Source organism: Pseudoruegeria sp. SK021, from assembly GCF_002119405.1.
Lineage (GTDB): Bacteria > Pseudomonadota > Alphaproteobacteria > Rhodobacterales > Rhodobacteraceae > Meridianimarinicoccus.
In genome coordinates this window covers 37829-63056 of sequence record NZ_MTBG01000002.1, presented here as the reverse complement: position 1 = coordinate 63056, position 25228 = coordinate 37829, and the positions used below count along the sequence as shown (strand labels likewise).

Below are 25228 nucleotides of genomic sequence, written 5' to 3'. Positions count from 1 at the left end.
AGATCCGGGACTCATGTCATGTCGCTCAACCACATCCGTCCGTGGCGGAATATCTATCGCCGGAAATCCCGGCAAATTATGGTCGGATCGGTGCCCGTTGGCGGGGATGCGCCGATCACCGTACAAACCATGACCAATACAGACACGTCAGATGTGGCCGCAACGGTCGCTCAGGTGCAGGCCTGTGCCGATGCTGGTGCAGATATCGTCCGCATTTCCACGCCGGATCAATCGTCGACTCGGGCGCTGAAACAGATCGTTGCCGAAAGCCCGGTGCCGATCGTCGCCGATATTCATTTTCACTACAAACGCGCGATCGAAGCCGCCGAAGCCGGGGCTGCCTGCTTGCGGATCAACCCCGGCAATATCGGGGAAGAATCCCGGGTACGCGAGGTGATCAAGGCCGCCAAAGATCACGGCTGTTCGATCCGCATCGGCGTGAATGCCGGAAGTCTTGAACGGCATCTGCTGGAAAAATACGGCGAGCCATGCCCCGAGGCGATGGTCGAAAGCGGCTTAGAACATATTCGGATTCTGCAAGACAACGACTTCCACGACTTCAAAATCAGCGTGAAGGCCAGCGACGTATTCCTTGCAGCTGCCGCCTATCAAAGCTTGGCCGAAGCCACCGATGCGCCGATCCATTTGGGCATCACCGAAGCGGGCGGCCTGACGTCGGGCACGATCAAATCGGCCATTGGGCTTGGCAATCTGCTTTGGATGGGGATCGGTGACACCATCCGGGTGTCTTTGTCCGCCGATCCGGTGGAAGAGGTCAAGGTTGGCTATGAGATTCTGAAATCTCTTGGTCTGCGCCATCGCGGTGTGAACATCATCTCGTGCCCGTCCTGTGCGCGTCAGGGCTTTGATGTGATTAAGACGGTCGAAGCCTTGGAAGAGCGGCTGGAGCACATCAAAACCCCGATGAGCCTTAGTATTATCGGCTGTGTTGTGAATGGCCCGGGCGAGGCATTGATGACCGATGTCGGGTTTACCGGCGGCGGTGCCGGATCGGGCATGGTCTATTTGGCTGGCAAGCAGTCGCACAAACTGTCCAATGCCGAGATGGTGGATCACATCGTGGCGCAGGTCGAAAAGAAAGCCGAAGAACTGGATGCTGTGGCGGCGGCAGAGGGGCAGGCGGCGCAATAAGCGCCGCCCGACCTTAATCGCGATTATTGGTCGCGGGCTTCGGCGACAAGGGCCTGCATCGCATCAAGCGGCACATATCCACGCACCACTTCGTCGCCCAAGACGAAGGTCGGCGTCCCATTGATCGCCAGCTTTTGCGCCAGCGCGTGGTTGGCGTTCAATTCCTCGCTGACCGCTGCGCTGTCCATTTCGGCCATGATCGCGTCGCCATCAAGGTCAAGGTCGCGGGCCAAACGGCTTAGCGCCGCTGCATTCACCGAGCCGGACAATTTCATCAGCGCGTCATTGGCCCGTTTATAGGCCTCTGGTCCGGCGACGATCCGGGTGGCGATGGCAAAGCGCGAGGAGGTCACTGAATCCTCGCCGAGGATTGGGAACTCTTTCACGATGAAGCGGATATTTCCGTCGCCATAAACCAAAGCGTTGACGTCGTCATGGGCCCGACGGCAATATCCGCAACGGTAGTCGAGGAATTCCACCAGCGTGATATCGCCGTCAGGATTGCCGCCGACATAGGACCGCCCATCATTGAACAATTCACCGGACAACTCGGCCACCATGGTTTTGTCGGCTTGCTCTTTGGCGGTGACCTGACGGCCTTCAAGGACGGCGATTGCCTCCATCAGGACTTCGGGGTTGTCGAGAAGATAGGCACGAACTTCGTCGCGGAAGGCCTGTCGTTCCGAATCCGACAAGCTGTCCATCTCAAACGCATGGGCCGTGGTCGTCACGGTTGCGGCCAATGCGACCCCAAGGGCCGCTTTGATCACTGGTTTCAAATTCAAAAACAAGGTTATCTCCGTTTGGTAGTGGCCGCATTGGCAGCCCTGATTAAATCCTCGGCCTGGGCCCATCCGGGCGATCCCACCGGCAATTGTCCGATCGCGCGCCGTGCGTGCAACCCGGCATCCGCCAACTTTCCCGAAAGCGCATAGCGTTCTGCCGTCGCAAGCGATGCCATACCCGGCTGGTCGGCCTTTGCATAGGCGATCGCCAGATCCCGCAACAACCCGGCTGAAAACGCTTCACGGTTCCGGGCGCGTTTCAACACCGTTAACGCCTCGGCATCGGTGCCGGGTTGGCCATTGGCCAACAAGGCCCGGCCAAACCCGGCCAGGATGAGGGAATCATTCGGCGCAAGCTCAACCGCACGGCGATAGGCCGCTATGGCCGGGGCGACATTGCCGGATTCGATTTCGATCCAGCCGCTAAGCTCATGCAGATACGGATCGTTGGGATGGGCCTCGAGCAGGGCGTCCATTGGCTTGCGCGCCGCTGCCATGTCGGGGGTTTTGAAATAGGCCAGCACCCGTTCGATTTGGGCCGCATCCGACATATCCTCGGGCGACAATCGTTGCAGCGTATAGGCCGGACTGCGCAGATAGGCGGATAGTTTGGCCTGCAAGCGGTCGAACCAATATTCAACTTCGGCTGTTTCGCCGTCGCGCGGGGACAAGGCCGCGGCGGTGCTCTCAACCGCGCGCAACCGATCGCGCGTCAATGGATGGCTGACGGCATAGGGATCCTGCAACGCGGGCATCAGGGCTTCTTGTCCGGCGAAATGGTTCAGCACGCCGGCCATCGCTTTGGGGTCAATCCCGGCCCGTGCCAGAAAGCGCATGCCGGATTTATCGGCCGATGCTTCCTCGGCCCGGGTATGGGTCAAGAAGGCACGTTGCGCTGTCGAGACGCCGCCTGCGGCCAATCCGATCCCGAGGCTGGGGTTGCCTGCTGCAAGGCCGGTCGCGATCCCCAACAGGATGCCAACCCCTGCCGCAGTGCGCGAGTTTTGAAAATTAACGCCGCGCTGAATGATGTGGCCATTGGCGATATGGGCCAGCTCGTGCGAGATCACTGCCTGCAACTCGGCGGCGTTGTCGACTTTCAGGATCAGACCGGCATTGATGAAAACAGTGTCATAACCGGCCACGAATGCATTCAGCGACAGATCATTGACCACAAGCACACGGGTCCGGTTGGCCGGCAGTCCCGCCGCCACCAATAACGGTTGTGCCAGAATGTCGAGGCCATGCTCAATACCGGAATCCCGCAACAGCCCTTGGGCCGATCCGCTTTGCGGCAGCCAAGCCAAGGCCAGAACCACAAGACCAGCACACCGGCGCAAACGTACGCGGGTTGACCCTATGACGCGACGGGTTCGGGGAGTGCGGGGCATTGACCTCGTTTCTGCCGGATGCGACGGACAGGTGCAGGTTTGGGAGAGTTCGATGCAAACATCAAGACGAAGCGATGTCGATCCCTTTATCGTGATGGACGTCATACAGGCCGCAGCCGAAGCTGAGGCTGCGGGACGGCACATCATCCATATGGAGGTGGGGCAACCCGGAACGGCGGCACCGGGCACAGCCCGGGCGGCGCTGGCGACCGCGCTGGACGGGGACGCTATGGGATATACCGTGGCGCTTGGGCTGCCGGCCTTGCGCACTGGCATCGCCCGTCTGTACCACGACTGGTACGGGGTGACCTTGGACCCGGCCCGGGTCATCGTCACCTCAGGCTCATCGGCTGCGTTTCTGCTTGGCTTTACGGCGCTGTTCGATACCGGGGCGCGGGTGGGGGTAACGGAACCGGGCTATCCGTCCTACCGGCAAATCCTAAAAGCGTTGGCCCTGTCGCCGGTCGGATTGCCGACGCAGCCCGATAACGGTCACCACCTTCGGCCCGAGGATATTCCTGATGGTCTGGACGGTGTGATTGTCGCCTCGCCCGCAAATCCAACCGGTGTGATCCTGTCTAAAGATGAATTGGCGGCCCTGATCGCCACCACTGCGGCCAAGAATGTGGCGTTCATCTCGGACGAGATTTACCACGGCTTGCATTATGGCCCGCGGGCGACCTCGGCGCTGGAAATCACCGACGATGTCTATGTCATCAATTCTTTCTCGAAATATTTCTCCATGACCGGCTGGCGCATTGGCTGGATGGTTGTGCCGCCCGATCATGTGCGGACCATCGAGCGATTGGCGCAGAACATGTTCATCTGTGCGCCCCATGCCGCGCAGGTGGCCGCATTGGGGGCGTTGGACGGAACCGCAGAGTGCGAGGCCTTACGAACAGTATATGCCGAGAACCGGCGCTTGATGATGGCGGAGTTGCCGAAAGCGGGGTTCACACGTCTGTCACCACCGGACGGTGCCTTCTACATCTACGCCGACGTGTCCGACATCTGCGACGACAGTCAGGCCTTCGCGGCCGAAATCCTTGCGGATGCGGATGTGGCGGTCACCCCGGGGCTTGATTTCGATCCGGTCCGGGGGCGGCACAGCTTGCGCTTTTCCTATGCCCGATCCACCGACGACATTCGGGAAGGTTTGCGCCGCCTGACGGCCTTCATGGCAGCCAGTACCGTAGGCTAAAAGGTTCAGGCGACCCGACCGATGCGCCTCGGCGCTAGGGTGATGGGTCGTCATGGGGCAAAAAGGCGCCTACGCATGCGCTTTTGTGATTTTGACCCGTCGCTGCAGGCGCTATATAGTGCGCTTCACGCCTGCGCGAACGTCCGCACGACAGCCTGCACGAACGGAGTCCCCATTTGTTGCGTTTCATCCTCGGTATCTTCGGTGCCATCTTTAGTTTCGTCACCATTGGACTGGTGATCGCGGCCCTTCTGGTCGGGGCAATTTTCTGGATGTATGGGCGTGATCTACCTAATTACGAACAGCTTTCCCAATATGCACCGCCGACCATCAGCCGGGTCTATTCCGGCGAAGGGGCGCTGATCGACGAGTTCGCGCAAGAACGTCGGCTGTTTGCGCCCTCATCGGAAATTCCTGATCTGGTCAAAATGGCGTTCATTTCCGCCGAGGACAAAAACTTCTATTCCCATAAGGGGTATGATCCCATGGGGATGGCGGCGGCGGTCGTGGCGATGGCCCAAGGCGGATCGCTGCGCGGGGCGTCGACCATTACCCAGCAGGTCATGAAGAACTTCCTGCTGTCCAGTGACCGGTCGGCCGAGCGTAAGATCAAGGAACTGATCCTCGCGACCCGGCTTGAGCAGACCTTGAGCAAAGACAAGATCCTCGAACTGTACCTGAATGAGATTTACTTAGGTCAAAACAGCTACGGCGTGGCTGCTGCCGCACAGACCTATTTCAATAAGAAATTGTCGGATCTGACCCCCGAGGAAGCCGCCTATCTGGCGGCCTTGCCCAAGGCGCCGTCAACCTATCACCCGGTGCGTGATATGGAGCGGTCGCTGGATCGCCGCAATTTCGTTCTGCGTGAAATGTTCGAAAACGGCGTTCTGGATCAGGCCGAGTACACCACCGCCCGCGCACAGCCTTTGCGCTCGGTTCAGAACGGCGATTTCGAAGGCTTCCGGCAATCTTTGCCGCCCCGGGATTATTTCACCGATGAGATTCGCCGCCAGTTGAGCCGGGATTTCGGCGAGACCGAGTTTTTCACCGGTGGGCTTAGCATCCGCTCCACGCTTGTCCCTGCCATGCAGGAAACCGCAGCCGTAGCCTTGCGCCGAGGTTTGGAAAACTATGACCGCAGCCGGGGCCTCTGGCGCGGCACCGGAGAATTTGTGCCGATTGAGCGCTTGTCGGACGAGACGCTGTGGCGGGAATCGCTCGCCTCGGCCAACGTGTCACGGGATGTCACTGGCTGGGAAGCCGCCGTCGTCCTGTCCTTGGATGGTGGCGTGGCTCAGATCGGTATCGAAGGTCTGGACCGCGATCCCGACACTCAGGTCATCTTGGCTGGTGACGTCAAATGGGCGGCAAAACGTGGCCAACTCAAAGCTTCGGTACCCGCCGATTTGCTGGGCGTCGGTGAAGTGATTTTGGTCAAACCGCTGCGGGATGGCGAGGATGCAATCACCGGTTGGTCGTTGCGACAGATTCCCGAAGTGCAGGGCGCTTTTGTGGCGATGGACGTGAATACCGGTCGCGTGATCGCCATGCAGGGCGGGTTTTCGTATCAGGATTCGGTCTTTAACCGGGCCACCCAAGCCACGCGTCAGCCCGGGTCATCCTTCAAGCCGTTCGTTTATGCGGCGGCATTGGACAGCGGCTATACCCCGGCAACCATCGTGGTCGACGCCCCCATTGAAGTGAATATCGGCGGCGAAATCTGGCGGCCGAAAAACTATTCCAACAAGTTCTATGGTCCAACGCCGCTGCGAACCGGGATTGAGCAATCGCGCAACCTGATGACCGTCCGCTTGGCGCAAGCGGTGGGGATGGACGTCGTGGCGGGCTACGCGGATCGCTTTGGTGTCTATGACCATATGCAACCCTATCTGGCCAACTCGCTGGGTTCCGAAGAAACCACCCTGTACCGGATGGTGTCGGCCTATGCGATGTTTGCCAACGGCGGCCAACGGGTGGAGCCGACGCTGGTCGACCGCGTGCAAGATCGTTGGGGCAAGACCATTTTCCGCCATGACGACCGCCAATGCTTGGATTGCGACACCTTCATGGTGCCACCCGGTGTGCCGCCGCGAATCGTATCTGACCGTGAGCAGGTCATCGACCCAATCACCGCCTATCAGATCACCTCGATGATGAAGGGGGTTGTGGATCGCGGCACGGCCTCGGGCACCGTTAATCTGCCCGTGCCAATCGCGGGCAAGACTGGCACCACCAATGATGAAAAGGATGTCTGGTTCGTCGGGTTTTCGTCTAACATCGTCGCCGGGTGCTATATCGGGCACGATCAGCCGAGGCCGATGGGACGGGGCGCATCCGGCGGGGGCATGTGTGGCCCGGTCTTCAACGAGTTTATGGCCGAGGCAATCAAGGTATATGGGGGCGGGCCGTTTGCCGTGCCGCCGGGCGGCCGCTTTGTCAGCATCGACCGGATCACCGGGGCGCGGTTGTCGGACGATGCCAGTGGCCCGAATGTGGTGTCCGAATATTTCCGCAACGGTCAGGAAATTTTGTTCGGCTCGTTGGTCGATGGTGGCTTCGCGATGGGCGCAGGTCTGCCGCTATATAGCCGCGACGAAGCCCTTAGCGGCGGCAGTGAGATCACGACCTCGACCGGTGAAGTTAAAAGCATTCCGAAAAAGGCTGGTTTCGGGACCATCAGTTCTGGTGGGTTGTACTGACAGGACCGGGGCGCGCAGGTCGCTGTCCCGGCCACGCTTGCCTGTGGGTCACGAGGCATTTATAGACATGGTTCGCGCCGGCCGGCGCTGATGTCGATCTTGGAAGGTGCCTGATGCGCGCAGAAATTCAGAATTCAATCGCCAGCATCGAAAAGTCGCTGGAACTGTTGGCTCAACGGATGGATTGGACCACGGCGGCGCACCGGCTGGAAGAATTCGATGCCATGGCCGAGGATCCGGGTCTGTGGAACGATCCCGCACGGGCGCAAAAGCTGATGCGTGAACGTCAGATGCTGGTCGATGCCATGGAGACCTACCGGACGATCAAGCAGGATCTGGCCGACAATATCGAATTGATCGAGTTGGGCGAGATGGAGGGCGATGCCGAAGTCGTCACCGAAGCCGAAGCCGCAATCAAGGCCCTGACCGAACGGGCGGCGCAAAAAGAACTTGAGGCACTGCTGGACGGCGAAGCCGACGGCAACGACACGTTTCTTGAGATCAATTCCGGCGCGGGCGGCACCGAATCTTGCGATTGGGCCTCAATGCTGGCACGGATGTACGTTCGGTGGGCCGAAAAGCACGGCTACACGGTTGAACTGCAATCGGAAAGCGCGGGCGAAGAGGCCGGCATCAAATCGGCCGCATATAAGATCAGCGGTCCGAATGCATATGGCTGGCTGAAATCTGAAAGCGGCGTGCATCGTCTGGTCCGCATCTCGCCCTATGACAGTGCGGCCCGGCGCCATACGTCGTTCAGCTCGGTCTGGGTTTATCCGGTGGTCGACGACAATATTGAGATTGAGGTCAGCCCGAACGACATTCGCATCGATACCTATCGCTCGTCGGGGGCGGGTGGCCAGCACGTCAACACCACCGATTCTGCGGTACGGATCACCCACCATCCCACAGGGATCGTGGTCACTTCTTCCGAAAAATCCCAACACCAAAACCGGGACATCGCCATGAAGGCGTTGAAATCACGCCTGTACCAGATGGAACTTGACCGCCGCAATGCTGCGATCAACGAGGCCCATGAAAACAAGGGCGATGCCGGTTGGGGCAATCAGATCCGCTCGTACGTTTTGCAACCCTATCAGATGGTCAAAGACCTGCGGACCAATGTTGAGACGTCGGACAGCCAAGGGGTTCTGGATGGCGATCTGGATAAGTTCATGGCTGCGACGCTGGCGCAGGATGTGGCTGGAAAAAGCCGAGGCGAGGCACAGGGCAACGGCTGATCAACGCCGGATGAGGTGTTTGTATTGTGCGATTTGACTCGAACTTCGTCGTCGGGCCCATTTTGAGCCAAGGATCGCGGCGGCACTGATCCCGCGACACAGAGGGATTGTCATGGATCAACCATTGGCTGCTGCACCAAAGCATGGTGTTCCAGAATTTCGCCCAGTTACCGGGGAAATGATCCGAAACTCCGTGCTGCAAGGGTGGCGGGATTTTCGTACCGCCCCGCAATACGGATTGTTCTTTGGCGGGTTCTACGTTGTCTGCGGTCTGGCCCTTTGGCAACTGACGGTGATTACGGGGCAGAGCTATTGGTTGCTGTTGGCCGCATTCGGATTCCCGCTGATCGGGCCTTTTGCCGCCGTCGGCCTTTATGAGGTTAGCCGCCTTTTGCAACGTGGCGAAGCGCTGAGTTGGTCCAAGGTGCTAACCGGTGTTTGGCAGGAAAAAGATCGTCAAATCCCGTCTTTGGCAGCCATCATCATTTTTCTGTTCATTGTCTGGGTCTTCATCGGCCACGTGATTTTTGCCCTGTTCATGGGCCTGTCCGTCATGACCAATGTCTCAACCTCGGTTGCCGTCTTCCTGACCGCAAATGGTCTGATGATGATTGGTGCCGAGGTTGTCATCGGTGGATTGGTGGCGTTTATCCTTTACGCCATCACGGTTGTCGGAATGCCGATGCTGGTCGATCGGGACGTGGATTTCGTGACCGCCATGATCGCAAGTTTCAGTCTTGTGTTGCGCAACCCTCGACCGATGTTGGTCTGGGGTGCGTTTGTCACCGTCGCCTTAAGCGTCGGGATGTTTCCGTATTTCTTTGGATTACTTGTCGTTCTGCCGGTGCTGGGTCATGCCACGTGGCACTTGTACCGCAACGCCATGGTTTGACCGCCTGCGCAAAGGCAGACGCGCAACCGCTGGTACAGTTGCGCGCTAAGATCAGCTGTCTTTGGACAGTTCAGTCGCCGTGGGCTCGGGCAGGGCGGCGGGCTTGCGTGCGTCGCCACCAGAGGTCTTCAGCGGGTCTTCTTGGCGCTGAACCGAGCCTTCGAAATGCGCCCCGCTTTCAATCGCGATGGTCTTGTGGATGATGTCGCCTTCGACCTTGGCGGTCGAGGTCAGGCGAACTTTCAATCCGCGGACACGTCCGATGACATGGCCATTGACCACGATATCATCCGCGACCACTTCGCCCCGAACCGTCGCTGTCTCTCCGACGGTCAGCAGATGAGCATAAATATCGCCTTCGATCTGCCCTTCGACCTGAATGTCGCCTGAAGTGCGGATATTACCAGTGATGGTCAGATCACTGGACAGCACCGACGCGGCCGGTTTTGGCTTCATCGCTGGCTTTGTCGCGCTGGACTGCCCAGCCGACGCGGCAACCTGCGCCGGTTGCGGATCGGTCTCTACAGTCTTAGGCGGGGTTTCGTTCACTCGGTTCTTAGAAAACATCGCGTGCAGCCTTGATATATTTCAATGGGTTTACGGGGGTGTCTCCCACCCGAACTTCATAGTGAAGATGCGTGCCAGTCGAGCGGCCAGAATTCCCCATAGCACCGATGCGATCCCCGCGCGAGACCCTTTGACCTGCTTTGATGTTGATTTTGGACAGATGCGCAAACCGGGTCTCTATGCCAAATTCATGCTGGATCTTGATCAATCGCCCATAACCGGATTGCCACCCGGCATGGATCACAACGCCATCGGCACTGGCATAGATCGGCGTGCCGTAGGATCCGGCCCAATCCTGCCCGGCATGAAGCCGCCGGCCACCGTTGATCGGGTCGCTGCGATAGCCAAAGTTTGACGTCGAGCGCACATTGGCTTCGACCGGAATGGAAAATGGCACCTTATCGATCGCCAAACGATAGAGATTCAACTCGTCCATATCGGACAGAACCGAATTGGCGCGCAGTTCGTCCGGGGTCAACGGTACGGATTTTGTCGACATGCTGATCGGGGTCAACGGCCCGCCCTGTCCGGAATATTGCCGGCGCATCTGTTTCAGGATTTGGTCCGGCGGCAAACCGACATCCTTGAACATCTTGTTCAGGGGCTCGATCGCCAGGGTCATCGCCTCTTCCAGTTGCGTGAAGATCCGCGCCGTCGTTTCGTCTTTCAACCGTATGTCCAGTTCAAGCGACGACAAATCGGCTTTGACCTGAGCCACTTGATCTTGCATGGCGTCCCGGTCGGTGGCGGTGCGTTCCAGCGCCTCGGTGAGATAGGACAGGGTTTGGCGGGCTTCGTTCAGACGGCTTTCTAGGGCTGCATCCTGATCCTCTGCGCCGGACTGGGTGACGCTGCCAAGCCGTGCAAGGGCGTCGTCCCGGTCACTCAGGGCTTGGCGCAGCAACCCGCGCATCGCTTCGTTTGCCTCAATCATCTCGCGCCGGGCGATTTCGGTTTCAAACAGGTTGGTCTGGATGCTGGCCGCCCCGTCGAGGGCTTCCGCAAAATTGCCCTGCGCATCAAAGGCCGCCATCCGCTGGCGATCTCGGTCCGCCGCCAATGCGTTCAGACGCACTTCGTACATGCGCTTTTCACCGGCTGCGCCGGATTGAATGCCGTTTTTGCCCACGAGCCCGATCACAAGAAAGGATGTCGCAACGATGCACCATCCGACAACCACGGCCCCGCCGATGACAGCAATGACGTGGTGGCGCGGCCTGATGCGGACAAAGCGTGTGCCGTTATCGGATTTTACAAAAATACGTTTCTCTGGAAAAATCCTGCTCAGCAACGATGGCGTGTCAGCGCTGTTTGAAATCGTCACGTTGCCCCGTCCTTGTCTCGGAAATGCCGGTTTATTGCGGCCTTGCTTTGGAAGGATTTGATCCCTCCGACATCAGTAACGCGGGACCGAACCCGAGGCAAGAATGTGACGGGGCAGGGGGAAAACGTGGGTAAAAGTGGCGAAAAATCGGCGAAATTCCGCCGAAAATGGCATCCGGATACTTGAGACGCGGACGGCGCGGTTACAGGGCCTGAACCGCTTTTAGCACTGCTTCAGCGTGACCCGGAACTTTCACTTTGCGCCAAACCTGACGGATGGTGCCGACGGCATCGATCAGGACAGTTGTGCGCACAATGCCGTCGAAGGTTTTTCCATACATCTTCTTCTCGGCCCAGACCCCATAGGCTTCGCAGATCTCTGTCTGTTCGTCCGACAAAAGTTTGACCTGCAAGTCGTGCTTCGCGCGAAACTTGCCATGTTTTGCGACGCTGTCTTTCGACACGCCAAGTACAACGGCACCGGCGGCGGCAAATTTATCGCTCAATGCAGAAAAATCCTTGGCCTCTGTTGTGCATCCACTGGTGTCGTCCCGAGGGTAAAAATACAAAACCACCGGCTTGGGTCGGAGAGCGGACAAGGTGATGTCGTCGCCCTCATCCTGCGGTAGGGTGAAGTCCGGGGCGGTCTGGCCGATGTCGATCATGCGCTGTCTCCTCATGGGTGGGTCGCAGTCTTGTGTCTCGCGCGATTGGGCCAATGTCCAGCACTGGCCGCACTGGCCGCACTGGTCGGCAGCTGGGGATGCGCATAGGGTCAGCTCATGGATCGACCTTCCAAATATCGTGGCCGTGGCGCGCGACTTTTCCAGTGGACTGCCTGGCTTTTGGTGGCCGGGTTTGGTCTGGTCGGTGCCGGTGTCTTTTGGCTGGATCGAGCGCCGTTGGGGATGCCGCGCGTGGTGATTACACAGTTTGAAACGCGCCTTGACCAAATGCTGCTGCCCACCGGCATGACCGCCCAGATTGCGGAACTTAGTATCGGCTTGCGGGACGGATTCCGACCGGCGGTGACCTTGTCTGGGGTGACGCTTGGCGAACCCGGGACGGAGCCGACGGTCGCGCTGGACCGATTGGATGCGGTGCTCTCGGCGGGCAGGCTGATCCGGGGCGAGCCCATGATTCGGGCGTTGCGGCTGGAGGGGCTGGCGCTGACGGTTCAAAGCGATGCCGAAGGCCGTCTGAATGTGCGCCTTGGGGAGCGGACGGTCGCACGGGGGGCCGTGTCCGCGTCTGACTTGATCGGCCAAATGCGCCGGATGCTGGACCACGAGCCAATGGCGCGTATTGCCACCATCGGCGTCGATGACTTGGCTTTTCGCTTCGAAGACGTGCGGCGCAAGACTGCGGTCTCGACCACCGGCGGCACCTTGCGGCTCAGCCGGTCCGGGACGGAACTGACGGTTGATCTGGATATGGGCGAGATCGCGGGCCTGTCAGACGGGACCACCATCGGCCGGATTTCAGCGGCGTTGACCAGTGACGCGCCAGACGGGGCGGCGCGCGCCGAGATGGCAATGCGCGGCATCGTCCCTGCCTCAGTGGCGGGGCTGGCCGGGCCGTCACCATTAAGTGATCTGCTATCGCGCCTTGCAGCCCCGGTGTCTCTGACGCTTCGGGCAGCCATGACAGCGGGCGGAAATTTGGACGAATTGACTGGCTCCGTATCTGTGGGCGAGGGGACCATTGCCCTGCCGGGCATGGCTGAGCCGATGCCGGTGGATTGGATGCGCGGCAATGTTGCGCTGAATATGGCGCGTGACCGGCTTGATCTGACCGACCTCGATCTGGCCAGTCAAAAGATTGCCTTTGGCGGCGATCTGACATTGATTGCATCGCCCGACGATCCGGTGTCCGGGCCGATCTTGGCACAAGTAGCGCTGTCGCGGCTAGAGTTGCACGAGCCTGCGCTTTTTCCAGACCCAGTGCGATTTGACGGGCTTTGGGCCGATGCGCAATATGACCGATCCTCCAGCCGGGTTTCGCTGGGTTCCTTGTCGCTGTTGCAGGGCGACATGCGGATCGAGGCAATGGGGCGCCTTGCACCGGAGACTGCAACGGCGCCGCAGCACTATGCCCTTGATCTGTCGGTGCAAGAGGCAGACCGCGCGGCGCTGCTTGCCTTGTGGCCGCCGGCGCTGAAGCCCGGCACCCGCGGCTGGCTGACCAAGAATATCCATCGCGGCACGCTGACCGATGTGCACGTGGCGTTGCGGTCGCGCGACAGCGGTAATCCGACCGTGGGGGCGACCTTCCGCTTCAAGGACGCCGAGGTTCAGCCCGTCACCCGGATGCCACCGCTGCGCAACGGGCAGGGATTTGGAGAGATCACCAATAACCGGCTCAGTATCGCGGTGGACAGCGCCAACCTTGGCCCAGACGAGGGCGGCGACATCCAATTGACCAACGGATTGATGCAAATAGAAGACCTTCGAGTGCCGGACACAGAGGCGCAGATTTCCTTTGATGCGGTGGGGGAAAGCGCCACGGTTCTGGGGTTTCTCAGCGGCGCGACTTTCGCCGACCCAAGCGCGCCGCCACAGACCTCGACCGGGCAATTTTCGCCCGCTGATGCCACCGGCACGATCGCGCTAACCACACGCTTGCGCGTCCCGCTAGAGCGCGGAACCAAGGGCGAGGATATCGGCGTCGCGGCCACCGGAACTCTTGTCGGATTCACTAACGATACGATTGTTCCGGGCAAAGATTTGGTGGCGGGTGTCCTTGCCATCGATGCCACGTCCACACGGGTGCAGGTGACCGGGCCGGTGACCCTCAACGACCTTCCGTTGAGCATTGATTTTGCCCGCGCAATCGGGCCTGCGGCGGCGGATCAACCCGGATCGGTGGTCACGGTCAAGACTCCGTTGACGGCGGCTCTGGTCAAGGAATTCCGGGTGCCGTTGCCGCAAGGTGCCGTGTCCGGTGCGGGGCGGATTACGGCTGTCATCACCAGCCAACCAAACACGCGCCCGATGCTGGAGTTGACCGGCGATCTGACCGGAAATGCCCTGTCGATCCCGTCATTGGGCATTGCAACCTCGCGGACATCGGGTGGCAGTTTGCGGGTCGAAGGACAGCTTGGAGCGCGGACCTCCCTTTCCAAGATCGATCTGCGGACGCCGGGCCTGACGTTGGCCGCCTCGGCGGAACTGCCGGGGCAGGACCAGGGCGGGACGGCAGGGGGCGGTGGGGCGCTAAGCTTTCAACGCCTTCAGATCGGCCGCTGGTTGGATGCGCCGGGACGGGTTGGGGCCGGTACTGGCGGTTCAGCGGGGCCGGTGGTCCTGACCTCAGGCACCGTTGACCTACGTTATGCGCCGTTCGGAAAGTCGAAGGGCGCGGCCGGTGCGCGGCCGCCGGTGACGCTTGATCTGGATCGGCTGGTCATTAGTGACGATATCGCACTGACCGGGGTTCGCGGGGCGTTGACGGCTGGTGGGGCCGGTGATCTGACCGCCGCGGTCAATGGCAAGGCACAGGTTGCCGTGCGGGTGGATGGGGCGGCAACCGGCGGGGCGATCCAGATCACCTCGGCCGATGCCGGTGCAGTTTTCGCAGCTGCGGGTATCTTTGCCAATGCCAGAGGCGGCACTTTAAATCTGCGTTTGGACCCGCAACCGGGCGCGGGGATGTATCACGGCACGTTGCGGGTTCAGCACACGTCGCTGCGGGAATCGCCCACCATCACCGAGCTGTTGTCTGCGATCAGCGTTGTCGGCGCCATTGAGCAAATGTCGGGGGAAGGCATCACCTTTTCCGATGTGAGGTCAAACTTCGATATGGCACCCGGGCGCATCAAAATCCAATCGGCCAGCGCGGAGGGGCCGTCATTGGGACTGTCGATGGATGGCGCCGTTGATCTGGTGGGAAAGACCGTGGATCTGCAAGGGGTGGTGTCGCCGATCTATTTCCTGAACCAGCTTGGGTCGTTTATGACCCGCCGCGGCGAGGGGCTTCTAGGCGTCAGCTACACTCTTCGTGGGCCGATGGCGAAACCCAAAGTTGCGGTCAACCCGCTGTCAATGTTAACGCCCGGGTTCCTGCGCGAGATTTTCCGCAGGCCGATCTCAAGTAGCGCAACGGAAAGCGGGAACTGACGGCATGACTTTGGATGACTTCGACTTCGATCTGCCGGACGCATTGATCGCGACCCGGCCCGTCAAACCGCGCAGTTCCGCGCGCTTATTGGTGGCCACGGACACAGGGATCGAGGATCGCCATGTGTTTGATCTGCCCGAAGTGCTGCGCCCGGGAGATCGGCTGGTTCTGAATGACACCAAGGTTCTGCCCGCGCGGTTGAGCGGAACCCGCCACCGGATTGGCGCGGACGGCACCGGGGTGGCCCGGATCGAAGTGACCCTGCTTGATCCGCAGGGCGATGGCACATGGCAGGCGCTGGTCAAACCGTTGCGTAAGATCCGCGATGGCGAAGACATTGTCTTTAATGATCAATTCTCGGCCAAAATCGTCGGACGGGGCGACGGCGGGTTGGTGCACTTGGCCCTGTCTGCCGAAGGTGACGCGCTGACCGAATTGCTGGATGCGACGGGATCCATGCCGTTGCCGCCTTATATCGCGTCTAAACGTGCAGCCGATGCGCAGGATAAAGACGATTATCAAACCGTGTTTGCCCGCCATATCGGGGCCGTGGCCGCGCCGACCGCATCGCTGCATTTTGATCAGGACTTGCTTGATGCATTGGCCCGTCGCGGCGTCACCTTCAGCCACGTCACGTTGCATGTGGGCGCTGGCACCTTCTTGCCGGTCAAGGTCGAGGATCCCCGAAATCACAAGATGCATTCGGAATGGGGCGAGGTCAGCGCGCAGGCCGCAGCCGAGATCGCAGCAACCCGGGCTGCTGGTGGGCGGATCATTCCGGTCGGGACCACGGCGTTGCGCCTGATTGAAACCGCTGCGCGCGAGACCGGGCAGGTGGCCCCGTGGTCCGGGCCGACAGATATCTTCATTTATCCCGGGTTTTCCTTTCGGGCCAGCGATGCCCTGATGACCAACTTTCACTTGCCAAAATCAACACTGATGATGCTGGTCAGCGCGCTGATGGGCACGGATCGGGTGCGGCAAATCTATGCCCATGCCCTAGAGCGGCAGTACCGGTTTTTTTCCTACGGAGACGCCTCGATCCTGTTTCCGAAGGACCCACCAACCGCGGCCCTGTGACATTTTCACAAAGCGGTGAAATTTTAGGCAAATAGCCGAATTTGACGTTTTCAGACCGGATCGAACGGCGTAGGGAGCCCGCGACCCTCGCCGCGATTCTGGAACTTTGCCATGCTCGATACCTTGTCCCGCTCTTGGGCGCTGCTTTTGGGCGTGCTGTTGTTGATGGTCGGCAATGGCGTACAAGCCAGTCTTCTGGGCATCCGCGGCGCCATCGAGGCCTTTTCGACCTTCGAAATGTCGTTGGTAATGTCGGCCTATTTCGCCGGATTCCTTGGCGGCTCGCGCTTTGCACCGGACCTGATTGCCCGGGTGGGTCATGTCCGGGTGTTTGCCGCGCTGGCCTCGTTCATCTCGGCCATCCTGATCCTGTTCCCGGTCGCCGCAAATCCGTGGGCGTGGGTGGTGCTGCGGTTCCTGATCGGGTTTTGCTTTTCTGGCGTCTATGTCACCGCAGAAAGCTGGTTGAACAACGCCGCCAGTAACGAACACCGTGGCAAAGCACTGTCGCTTTATATGATCGTGCAAAGCACCGGCATCGTTCTTGCCCAAGGGCTGCTATTGACGGCTGATCCGTCCGGCTTTGTGCTGTTCGTCATTCCATCGGTGCTGGTGTCGATCGCCTTCGCACCAATCCTGCTGTCCGTGGCCCCGACGCCGATTTTCGGCACGTCGAAATCCATGAGCTTTGCACATCTGTTCCAGATCTCGCCGCTGGGATGCGTCGGCATTTTTCTGGTCGGTGGGGTCTATTCGTCGATGTTCGGCATGGCGGCGGTCTATGGGACCCAAGCCGGGTTCGATGTTGGCGAGATTTCGTTGTTCGTGGCGATGATTTATATCGGGGGCATGGTGCTGCAATATCCGTTCGGCTTTTTGTCGGACCGAATGGAGCGCCGCCAGCTGATTGTTACCGCAGCGGCAATCGGTGCTCTCGGCGCCGGTATCGGGATATTGGCAGGCTCTTTTCCCGTTCTGCTGCTGGCCGCCTTTTTGATCGGTGGCATGTCCAGCCCGCTCTATTCTTTGTTGTTGGCGCATACCAATGACTACCTCGACCCTGAGGACATGTCGGCCGCGTCGGGTCGCTTGATGTTCATCACCGGGATGGGGTCGATCGGCGGCCCGTTGGCGACCGGATGGCTGCTGGAGGCCTTTGGTCCATCGGGCTTTTTTGCCTTCTCTGCCGCAGTTCTGGCGGTCTTGGCGGGTTATGGTCTGTACCGGTCCACCAAGCGGCCATCGCTCAGCGTCGAAAGTACCGGCAACTATGCTGCGATCCCGCCAACCGCATCGCGTGTGACGCTTGAGGTGGCACAGGACTATTATCAGGAAGGCCCCGAGGCTGGTAGCGGGGCAACACCAGAGCAGAGTTAAATTTCAGACGCTTGTCGGATCCAGATCAGTCTGCGACTGTGGGTCTGGGGACGATGTAACGCTGACCGAAACAGGTAAGGGAGGACCGATGCCTGACCCCAATGACCTACTGACGTTCTGGATCGACGAGATCGGACCAGAGGGCTGGTATCGTGCAGACGATGCCGTAGATGCAATCATTCGCGAGCGGTTTGAACCGTTGTGGACCTCGGTTCATGGCGGGGTGCCCACGGGCTGGACGCCGACGCCCGACAGCGTCTTGGCGCTTTTGATCCTGTTGGACCAATTTCCACGCAACATGTTCCGTGGCTCGGCAAAGTCGTTTGCAACCGATCCTGAGGCCCGCGCCAAAGCCAAGAAGGCCATCGCCCGCGGCTGGGATCTGCGGATTGCCGAACCGGCGCGGCAGTTCTTGTACACGCCGCTGATGCATTCCGAGTGCCTTGAAGATCAGGAGCGGTCGGTGCGCCTTTATAAGGCGCGGATGTCCAATACAGAGGGTCTGCTGATCCATGCCCGGGCCCATCGGGAAGTGATCCGGCGGTTCGGGCGGTTCCCGCATCGCAATATCGATCTCGGTCGCAAGTCGACAGCCGCTGAAGTCGCGTTTCTAGACGATGGCGGGTATCGTACAGTCGTGGACTCTTTGCGCAAAGCCGCATAGGACACGCCCGCAGCACATAGGGGCAGGCCGTTTGCCCCCGCATCCGGTGCTAAGTTTGGGGGCGGCGACGGTTGGATCGGTTTTCGAGTGAATCACAGGACGACTTCTGGGAAGTCGAGGCCCTTTATGACCTGTGCTTTGCCCCCGGGCGCGAGGCGCTGTCGTCGTACCGGCTTCGGGATGGGGTCGCACCTGTGCCTGAACTTTCCCTGGTCGCACGCGATCAGGCCGGCATCTTGGCGGGCGCAATCCGCTATTGGCCGGTTCGGATCGGTCATGATTTGGCATTGTTGCTTGGGCCTGTCGCGGTTCACCCAACCCGGCAAGGCGAGGGACTTGGCGGCCTTTTGATCCGCGAAAGCCTGCGCTTGGCCACCGATCTGGGCTGGAGCCGGATCTTGTTGGTCGGCGATCCGCCCTATTATTCAAGATTTGGCTTTATGCCGCTGGCCGGGGTGGAGATGCCGCCGCCGACCAATCCGGACCGGGTGCTGGGCCAAGCGCTTGTGCCCGGCGCGTGGGACGGGGTACAGGGCGATGTGACCCGGGCGATTGATCCACCCCAGCCCTATGCCGCCCCGTGCAATTCGCAGGTGGGCTGAGCGGTCAGGACTGCGCCTTCAGCCATTCCAGCACCGCTTTGCGTACCGTCTGTTGGCCTTCTTCGCGGGCGGTTTCAATCACCTCCCGCACTTGAGTCAGATCCGATTTGCGCAACAGATGCTTGACCGGGCCGACCGATGCCGGGCGCATCGACAAAGATCGCAGTCCCATCGCGGCGAAACACAGGGCTTCGATGGGCCGTCCGGCATCTTCGCCACAGAACGACAGCGGCGTTCCGACCTCGTCACAGCGCTTTACGATCATTTCAATCAAGCTGAGGAAGCTGACATTGAGGGTGTCGTAGCGCCGTCGAACCTGTTCGTTTTCGCGGTCGGCGGCGAAGAAAAACTGTTTCAGATCGTTGCCGCCGATGGAAATGAAATCGGTCAGTTCGAAAAACTGGCGCGGGGCAAAGGCCAAAGACGGGGTCTCCAGCATTGCCCCGATTTCAAGCTTCGCCGGCAAGGCGTGGCCGAGATGCTTTTCGCGTTCCATTTCATCCAGCAACATCTGCCGGGCTTGGCTGAATTCTTCGAATTGTGCCACGAAGGGGAACATGACGGTCAGGGGGCGGCCGTTCGCGGCGCGGATCAGCGCCTGAAGTTGCATCCGCATGATGCCCTTCTTGTCCAAGCCAACTCGGATGGCCCGCCACCCCAAGGCGGGATTGGGCTCGTCCGGGCGTTTCATATACGGCAGAACCTTGTCCGAGCCGATATCCAGCGTCCGAAACACCACCCTGCGGTCCTGTGCGGCATCCATCACGCGCGCATAAAGACGGGCCAGATCGCCCCGGCGCGGCACCTTGCTGCGGATCAAAAACTGCAACTCGGTCCGAAACAGACCGACCCCCGCAGCCCCCGATCCGATCAGACTGGGCAAATCCGCCATCAAGCCGGCATTCATATCCAGCCGGATCGTTGTGCCGCACAGGGTTTCGGCGGGCAAATCCCGAATGCAGGTGTACCGCTCTTGCGCCTTGGCTTGCATCGCCAGCTTATCGCGAAAGGCGGTTGTGACCGAGTCGCTGGGGCGCAGATGAACCACCCCCTCATCGCCATCGAGCAATATTTGATCGCCGTTCAAAGCTTCGGTGGTGATGCCTTCGGCGTGAATGATCAACGGAATGGCCCAAGCGCGAGCAATGATCGCAGCATGGGAGCCGACGGAGCCTTGCTCCAGCACAATTCCTTTGAGGGAGCGGCCGTATTCCAGCAACTCACCGGGACCGATATTGCGGGCAATCAGAATCGCGTCCAGTGGACGTTCGGCGCCGGTTTCGCTGCCTTGACCGGTCAGGATCCGCAACAGGCGGTTGGACAGGTCGTTCAGGTCTTCGAGCCGGTCACGGATATAGGCGTCGGGCACGCTGCGCAGGCGGGCTTGGGCTTCGGATTGTTCTTTCTCGACGGCGGCTTCGGCTGACAGGCCACGGGCGATGTCGGCCTCCATCCGGCGCATCCAGCCTTTGGAATTGGCGAACATCCGATACGTTTCCAGCACCTGAAGATGGTCGCTGTCGTCGTCGTCTTCGCCAGCAAGCATCTGGTCGACAGACTTGCGCAACTGTTTGATCGCATCGCGAAGGCGGGCCATTTCGGCGTCGGGATCGTCTCCGATCGGGTTGGTCACCACGACGCGCGGATCGTGCAGGAACACCCGGCCCTCGGCGTTGCCTTCTTGTCCGATCCCCCCCCGAAAGGTTTGTGACCGCCGGTGGAGCGGGGTCAGCACATCAGAATCCCCGATGATCGCCCCGAGTTCGGTCATTTCGGCCAGCACCATAGCCACGACTTCCAACGCGTAAATCTCATCCTCGGAAAAGCTGCGCGCTGCCTTGGACTGGACGACCAACACCCCCATGCGCTGACCTAGGCGCTGGATCGGCACGCCTAGAAAGCTTGAGAATATTTCCTCGCCGGTTTCGGGCATAAACCGAAACCCCGGTTCCTGCGGGGCATTCGCGGTGTTGATCGCCCGGCTGTTGCGGGCGACGCGGCCAACCAGACCTTCGCCAAGCCGCATGCGGGTCTTGTGAACGGCCTCGGCATTCAAGCCTTCGGTCGCGCACAACTCTAGGGTTTCGTTGTCCCGAAACAGATAAATCGAACAGACTTCGGTGCCCATGGAATCTGCGATCAGATGGGTGATCCGATCCAGACGTTCCTGACCAGCACCGCCATCGGCCATCGCATCGCGAAGCCGATTGAGCAGTTTCCGGCTTTCGCTTTCGGTACTAGGTGCCATGTCTCTCGATCAGGAGGCTTTCTCCAACTCGAAGGCATCATGCAGGGCTTGGACTGCAAGTTCCATATATTTCCGATCAATCAGCACCGAAATCTTGATTTCGGACGTCGTGATGATCTTGATGTTGATATTTTCATCGCGCAACGCCCGGAACATCTTGGCTGCGACGCCAGCATGACTGCGCATCCCGATTCCCACTACGGACACTTTAGCAACGCCGGTATCGGCCAGAAGTTCTTCGAACAGGATGTCGCCCTTGCTGCGGGCATCTGCCAAAGCCTGATCTGCGCGTTTTACCTGATCCACCGGACAGGAAAACGTCATGTCGGTCACGCCATCGTCGGAAATGTTCTGGACGATCATATCGACATTGACGCCAGCTTCGGCCAGCGGCCCAAAGATCGCAGCGGCAATGCCGGGCCGGTCTTCGACCGAGACTAGCGTCATCTTGGCCTCGTCGCGGGAATAGGCCACGCCTGAGATCACATTATTTTCCATCAGCTCCTCCTCGTCGCAGACAAGCGTGCCTGAAGTTGAATTGGTCTCTTCAAAAGATGATAGCACTCGCAGGCGCACCTTGTATTGCATCGCCAGTTCGACAGAGCGGGTCTGCAAGACCTTCGCCCCCAGCGAGGCCAGTTCAAGCATCTCTTCGAACGAAATGCGGTCCAGTTTGCGGGCTTTGTTGGTGATGCGCGGGTCGGTGGTATAAATTCCGTCCACATCGGTATAAATATCGCAGCGTTCCGCGTCGAAGGCCGCAGCAAACGCCACCGCAGTGGTATCCGAGCCGCCCCGTCCCAATGTCGTCACGCGGCCTTCCGGGCTGATCCCCTGAAAGCCAGCAACCACCGCAACCTTCATGCCTTCAGCGAATTTCTGGTCAATATTCTTGCGCGGAATACCGGTGATCCGGGCGGTCGAATGGGCCGAGGTCGTTTGCAGCGGAACCTGCCATCCCTGCCAGCTTCGGGCCGGGACATCCATTTCCTGCAGGGTCAGCGCCATCAATCCTGCGGTGACGTTTTCACCCGAGCTGACCACGGCATCATATTCGCGTGCGTCAAACATTGGCGACGTCTCGTTGACCCAGGACACCAACTCGTTGGTTTTTCCCGACATGGCCGACACGATCACGATGACGTCATAGCCGCGCGCCACTTCGGCGTGCACCTTCTTGGCCGCGTTGCGAATGCGGTCCGGATCGGCCACCGAAGTGCCGCCGAATTTCATCACCAAAATTGGCATGGGCGCCGTTCCCTCCAATGGTCAGAGCCGTTGAGCGTTCTCATAAGCAAGGGGCAGGGGCACTGCAAGAGGACGCCTGCGCGGCAGGCTGTCCAACGGCCAGATCGTCAGCTCAGCTTGTTGGGATTTCGAAATGGCAAGGGCAGCACGGGAATGCCGTCGTCGATCAATTTTCGGGCATCGTCCAGATTGGCCTCGCCGTGGATCGGTCGCTCGGGGGCATGGCCGGCATGGATGTCACGAGCTTCGCTGGCAAATTTGTCGCCCACATAGTCGGAATTGGCCTCAACCGCCTTTCGGATGCGGGCGATTGTCTGTTCCAGTTCGGTTTTTGGGGGTTTCAACGCCGAGGTCTGCACGGTGTCGTGGCCCGCCGGGCGGGCACCTGCCGATTGCTCGGCCTTTGCGACGCGCGGTGCCATCACCGCCTTGGTCACCGAGGCCGAACCACAGGCCGGACATTCCAACAGGCCGCTTTTTGCCAGACTGTCAAAGGCCGGCCCAGATTTGAACCAGCTTTCAAACGCATGCCCATCTGCACATTTCAGCGCAAAGCAGATCATCTCGGCCTCACTTTACTCTACCAACTGGGTCTTAAATTGGCTTTTTCAGGGAATAGTCAATCGCGAACACTGAGGCATCCATCAATCGTTCAGGCCCTGCGGGTCAAATCGAAGGATGAGCTTCGCCAATCCGGGGGCTTTGACCATCGCGGCGGCGCGCTTGGCGGCAAACCACTTGCGTTTGCGCTGATGGCGTTCGGGGAACTTGGCCAACAGCGTTTTCACCTCTAACGGGTAGACCCGAACAAGACAGGTCAAGCTTTTGGCGCGATGCACGGACTTGGAATAAGTGTAGCCGCCCACTGATTTGGAAAACAGTCGGCCCTGCACCCCGGCCTCTTCAAAGGCCTCGATCACGGCGGAATCGGCCGCGGTTTTGCCCGGAATCAGCCACCCTTTCGGGATCACCCACCGCTTAGTTTCGCGGCTGGTTACTAGCAAGATCTGGGTTTTGCCGGCCTTAACCCGAAAACACATCGCACCACATTGCTCTTTGGTATCTACAAGGCGGGATGTCTGCGGTGAAACCGACGCCTTGAATTTTCGACTTCCGTCCAGAACTGATATCCTCTTCGTTGACTCACCACCCGATTATAGGTGCGTTGCGCCCGACGTGCCCGCCGGACCATGGCCGTAGCGGGTTGCTGTTGCCAGCCTTAATGCCACCGGAACGGACCCCAGAATGTCAGTGCCCTAACGCCGGTTTGCGTTATTCTTCGATTTCCGGTCCGCCTTCAAGGTGCGGATGAATGCCGCGTCCCGGCTTAGAACTGCCAGCGGACGCCAGCCATAACCGCTTGACCGTCTTGGTAGTTGGCCGCAGTGTCATCATAGGTGAACACGCGGTAGATTGCGTAGACGTCCACGGCATATTCCTGAATGTTTTGAACGGCCATGACCGAATAGGTAATGCTGTCACTGTCATTCTCGGCGAAGTTCTGTCCATCGTAATAGTCCACCGCAAAGTTGGTGCTGCCGATGTCCCAGAAATCAGCCTTCCAGCCCAGTTTCGTGTAGATATAATCGCCGTCACTGTCGATTTCTGACCCGCCAGCAACGGTGAAGTTCAGCCCTGTCGCCTTGTGCAGGGTCGAGAGTGAGCCTGACCAGAATTCGAAATTGTCCCCGCCGTCGGGCATCGTCCAATTGTAGCCGACGCCTGCTTGGGTCTGAAAGCCGCCCGCATCTGACATGTAGCGCGCCGCAAGGTCGCCATACAAATCGTCCGGGTTTTCGCCGACCCAATCGTTGCCATAGGCACCGGACACGGTAATTCCCGAAAAGGTCGGAGTGTCATAGCGCACACGCAAACGGCGGCTACCATCTAGGTTGGTCGAGGTGCTTTGAACCGTGATGTCCGACAGCGTCCCGTTATTTTGTCGATAGAAAAAGTCACCAGCAATATCTGAAACGTGGGAATAGCCGATAACGTCGGTGCCCGAGACGTCGATCTCGGCGATACCGTCAGATGCCATGGAGCCCTGGCCGAACGAAAAGTTCCCGTAGGTTTCATTGCCGAACGAGACTTCCAACTTCCGCAGATTGGACCGGGAAAACCCCCAATCGGTTCCGTCGCTGTCCAACTGACTGATCGCGTTGGAGGCGCGCGGCATGTACCCGGCTTCCGCGATCCCCATGATGTCCCAGCCGGTGTCGAGCGAGGATTCATAGACGGCACCGAACCGCGGGGTGCTGTTGGCGTTGCCAACCGGCGCATAGCCTTGGCTTTTTTCGCCGTCGTCATAACCCAAATAGGACGGGTTGATCTGGCCATAAGCCGTCACGGACCCGCCATTTGCGAAAGTATAGGACAGCGGCGATTCTGCATGGGCTGCAACGGTGACCATGGACAGGATCGCAATGCCCGCGCCATGAGCGACGACGAATTGACAGGCTTTTTGTCGCGAAAGGGGCATCTACGAAGGTCCTTATTCGGAATTTGATCGTATTCGATAAATTCCGTTTAGACTTTCAATTGCAGATCGTCACATTTTAATGGGGGAAAATGCGGGATGTTGCGCCATGAACACAACATCCCTTGTATCCGCTGCCGTAAGGCAGGATCCTTCCGCC

20 protein-coding genes are annotated in these 25228 nt (G+C 59.6%); 10 read left to right on the top strand and 10 right to left on the bottom strand.

Annotated elements, in window-relative coordinates; all coding sequences use genetic code 11:
* Positions 1-18 precede the first annotated feature (18 nt).
* Positions 19-1152, top strand: coding sequence for a flavodoxin-dependent (E)-4-hydroxy-3-methylbut-2-enyl-diphosphate synthase (gene ispG, locus BV911_RS02800; protein ID WP_086052074.1), 1134 nt, complete (start codon positions 19-21; stop codon positions 1150-1152).
* 23 nt (positions 1153-1175) lie between these two features.
* Here ispG and BV911_RS02795 read toward each other — a convergent pair whose 3' ends face one another.
* Complete coding sequence (locus BV911_RS02795; RefSeq protein WP_240512121.1) at positions 1176-1943, bottom strand: DsbA family protein; 768 nt, start codon at positions 1941-1943, stop codon at positions 1176-1178.
* A 2-nt stretch (positions 1944-1945) separates the two neighbouring features.
* Positions 1946-3328 carry a M48 family metalloprotease gene (locus BV911_RS02790; RefSeq protein ID WP_086052073.1) on the bottom strand — a complete coding sequence of 461 codons (1383 nt, stop codon included), beginning with the start codon at positions 3326-3328 and terminating at the stop codon, positions 1946-1948.
* 52 nt (positions 3329-3380) lie between these two features.
* On the opposite strand from BV911_RS02790, the gene BV911_RS02785 reads away from it, so the two are divergent.
* From BV911_RS02785 to BV911_RS02770, 4 genes are all read left to right on the top strand, one after another.
* Complete coding sequence (locus BV911_RS02785; RefSeq protein ID WP_086052072.1) at positions 3381-4529, top strand: pyridoxal phosphate-dependent aminotransferase; 1149 nt, start codon at positions 3381-3383, stop codon at positions 4527-4529.
* Positions 4530-4705: 176 nt separating this feature from the next.
* The gene (locus BV911_RS02780; RefSeq protein ID WP_086052071.1) at positions 4706-7231 is read left to right on the top strand and encodes a penicillin-binding protein 1A; all 2526 of its coding nucleotides are present in this window, start codon (positions 4706-4708) and stop codon (positions 7229-7231) included.
* A 113-nt stretch (positions 7232-7344) separates the two neighbouring features.
* Positions 7345-8472 (top strand): peptide chain release factor 2, encoded by a 1128-nt coding sequence (gene prfB / locus BV911_RS02775; protein ID WP_086052070.1) that lies wholly within the window; start codon positions 7345-7347, stop codon positions 8470-8472.
* Positions 8473-8584: 112 nt separating this feature from the next.
* Positions 8585-9364, top strand: a complete 780-nt coding sequence (locus BV911_RS02770) for a DUF2189 domain-containing protein (RefSeq protein ID WP_086052069.1) — start codon at positions 8585-8587, stop codon at positions 9362-9364.
* 51 nt (positions 9365-9415) lie between these two features.
* On the opposite strand, the gene BV911_RS02765 is transcribed toward BV911_RS02770, so the two are convergent.
* From BV911_RS02765 to bcp, 3 genes are all read right to left on the bottom strand, one after another.
* Positions 9416-9931, bottom strand: coding sequence for a polymer-forming cytoskeletal protein (locus BV911_RS02765; RefSeq protein ID WP_086052068.1), 516 nt, complete (start codon positions 9929-9931; stop codon positions 9416-9418).
* Positions 9921-11255, bottom strand: a complete 1335-nt coding sequence (locus BV911_RS02760; RefSeq protein ID WP_086052067.1) for a M23 family metallopeptidase — start codon at positions 11253-11255, stop codon at positions 9921-9923. Before BV911_RS02760 ends, BV911_RS02765 begins: the two co-directional genes overlap by 11 nt.
* 202 nt (positions 11256-11457) lie before the next feature.
* Entirely contained in the window at positions 11458-11919 is a 462-nt protein-coding gene (bcp, locus tag BV911_RS02755) for a thioredoxin-dependent thiol peroxidase (RefSeq protein ID WP_086052066.1), read from the bottom strand.
* A gap of 117 nt (positions 11920-12036) precedes the next feature.
* Between bcp and BV911_RS02750 the strand changes: the two genes are divergently transcribed.
* The 5 genes from BV911_RS02750 (at position 12037) to BV911_RS02730 (ending at position 19096) form a co-directional block, all read left to right on the top strand.
* Positions 12037-15372 (top strand): AsmA-like C-terminal region-containing protein, encoded by a 3336-nt coding sequence (locus BV911_RS02750; protein WP_086052065.1) that lies wholly within the window; start codon positions 12037-12039, stop codon positions 15370-15372.
* A 4-nt stretch (positions 15373-15376) separates the two neighbouring features.
* A complete protein-coding gene (gene queA, locus BV911_RS02745) occupies positions 15377-16453 on the top strand; it encodes a tRNA preQ1(34) S-adenosylmethionine ribosyltransferase-isomerase QueA (RefSeq protein WP_086052064.1) in 1077 nt (358 codons plus the stop codon).
* Between the two features lie 111 nt (positions 16454-16564).
* Positions 16565-17830, top strand: a complete 1266-nt coding sequence (locus BV911_RS02740) for an MFS transporter (RefSeq protein WP_086052063.1) — start codon at positions 16565-16567, stop codon at positions 17828-17830.
* Between the two features lie 88 nt (positions 17831-17918).
* Positions 17919-18494, top strand: a complete 576-nt coding sequence (locus BV911_RS02735) for a DUF924 family protein (RefSeq protein ID WP_086052062.1) — start codon at positions 17919-17921, stop codon at positions 18492-18494.
* Positions 18495-18565: 71 nt separating this feature from the next.
* On the top strand, positions 18566-19096 hold the full coding sequence (locus BV911_RS02730) for a GNAT family N-acetyltransferase (protein WP_086052061.1): 531 nt from the start codon (positions 18566-18568) through the stop codon (positions 19094-19096).
* Positions 19097-19100: 4 nt separating this feature from the next.
* On the opposite strand, the gene ptsP is transcribed toward BV911_RS02730, so the two are convergent.
* From ptsP to BV911_RS02705, 5 genes are all read right to left on the bottom strand, one after another.
* Positions 19101-21344, bottom strand: a complete 2244-nt coding sequence (gene ptsP, locus BV911_RS02725; protein ID WP_086052060.1) for a phosphoenolpyruvate--protein phosphotransferase — start codon at positions 21342-21344, stop codon at positions 19101-19103.
* Between the two features lie 9 nt (positions 21345-21353).
* Positions 21354-22592 carry an aspartate kinase gene (locus tag BV911_RS02720; RefSeq protein ID WP_086052059.1) on the bottom strand — a complete coding sequence of 413 codons (1239 nt, stop codon included), beginning with the start codon at positions 22590-22592 and terminating at the stop codon, positions 21354-21356.
* A gap of 107 nt (positions 22593-22699) precedes the next feature.
* Positions 22700-23155, bottom strand: coding sequence for a DUF1178 family protein (locus BV911_RS02715; RefSeq protein WP_086052058.1), 456 nt, complete (start codon positions 23153-23155; stop codon positions 22700-22702).
* 81 nt (positions 23156-23236) lie between these two features.
* On the bottom strand, positions 23237-23632 hold the full coding sequence (locus BV911_RS02710) for an NUDIX hydrolase (RefSeq protein ID WP_086052057.1): 396 nt from the start codon (positions 23630-23632) through the stop codon (positions 23237-23239).
* A gap of 287 nt (positions 23633-23919) precedes the next feature.
* Positions 23920-25071 (bottom strand): porin, encoded by a 1152-nt coding sequence (locus BV911_RS02705; protein WP_086052056.1) that lies wholly within the window; start codon positions 25069-25071, stop codon positions 23920-23922.
* Positions 25072-25228 lie beyond the last annotated feature (157 nt).

Bases quoted from the DNA above. Each gene is read 5' to 3' on its own strand.
- ispG (WP_086052074.1), top strand. From the start codon at position 19: ATGTCGCTCAACCACATCCGTCCGTGGCGGAATATCTATCGCCGGAAA.
- BV911_RS02790 (WP_086052073.1), bottom strand. From the start codon at position 3,328: ATGCCCCGCACTCCCCGAACCCGTCGCGTCATAGGGTCAACCCGCGTA.
- BV911_RS02785 (WP_086052072.1), top strand. From the start codon at position 3,381: ATGCAAACATCAAGACGAAGCGATGTCGATCCCTTTATCGTGATGGAC.
- prfB (WP_086052070.1), top strand. From the start codon at position 7,345: ATGCGCGCAGAAATTCAGAATTCAATCGCCAGCATCGAAAAGTCGCTG.
- BV911_RS02770 (WP_086052069.1), top strand. From the start codon at position 8,585: ATGGATCAACCATTGGCTGCTGCACCAAAGCATGGTGTTCCAGAATTT.
- BV911_RS02765 (WP_086052068.1), bottom strand. From the start codon at position 9,931: ATGTTTTCTAAGAACCGAGTGAACGAAACCCCGCCTAAGACTGTAGAG.
- bcp (WP_086052066.1), bottom strand. From the start codon at position 11,919: ATGATCGACATCGGCCAGACCGCCCCGGACTTCACCCTACCGCAGGAT.
- BV911_RS02750 (WP_086052065.1), top strand. From the start codon at position 12,037: ATGGATCGACCTTCCAAATATCGTGGCCGTGGCGCGCGACTTTTCCAG.
- queA (WP_086052064.1), top strand. From the start codon at position 15,377: ATGACTTTGGATGACTTCGACTTCGATCTGCCGGACGCATTGATCGCG.
- BV911_RS02740 (WP_086052063.1), top strand. From the start codon at position 16,565: ATGCTCGATACCTTGTCCCGCTCTTGGGCGCTGCTTTTGGGCGTGCTG.
- BV911_RS02735 (WP_086052062.1), top strand. From the start codon at position 17,919: ATGCCTGACCCCAATGACCTACTGACGTTCTGGATCGACGAGATCGGA.
- ptsP (WP_086052060.1), bottom strand. From the start codon at position 21,344: ATGGCACCTAGTACCGAAAGCGAAAGCCGGAAACTGCTCAATCGGCTT.
- BV911_RS02720 (WP_086052059.1), bottom strand. From the start codon at position 22,592: ATGCCAATTTTGGTGATGAAATTCGGCGGCACTTCGGTGGCCGATCCG.
- BV911_RS02715 (WP_086052058.1), bottom strand. From the start codon at position 23,155: ATGATCTGCTTTGCGCTGAAATGTGCAGATGGGCATGCGTTTGAAAGC.
- BV911_RS02710 (WP_086052057.1), bottom strand. From the start codon at position 23,632: ATGTGTTTTCGGGTTAAGGCCGGCAAAACCCAGATCTTGCTAGTAACC.
- BV911_RS02705 (WP_086052056.1), bottom strand. From the start codon at position 25,071: ATGCCCCTTTCGCGACAAAAAGCCTGTCAATTCGTCGTCGCTCATGGC.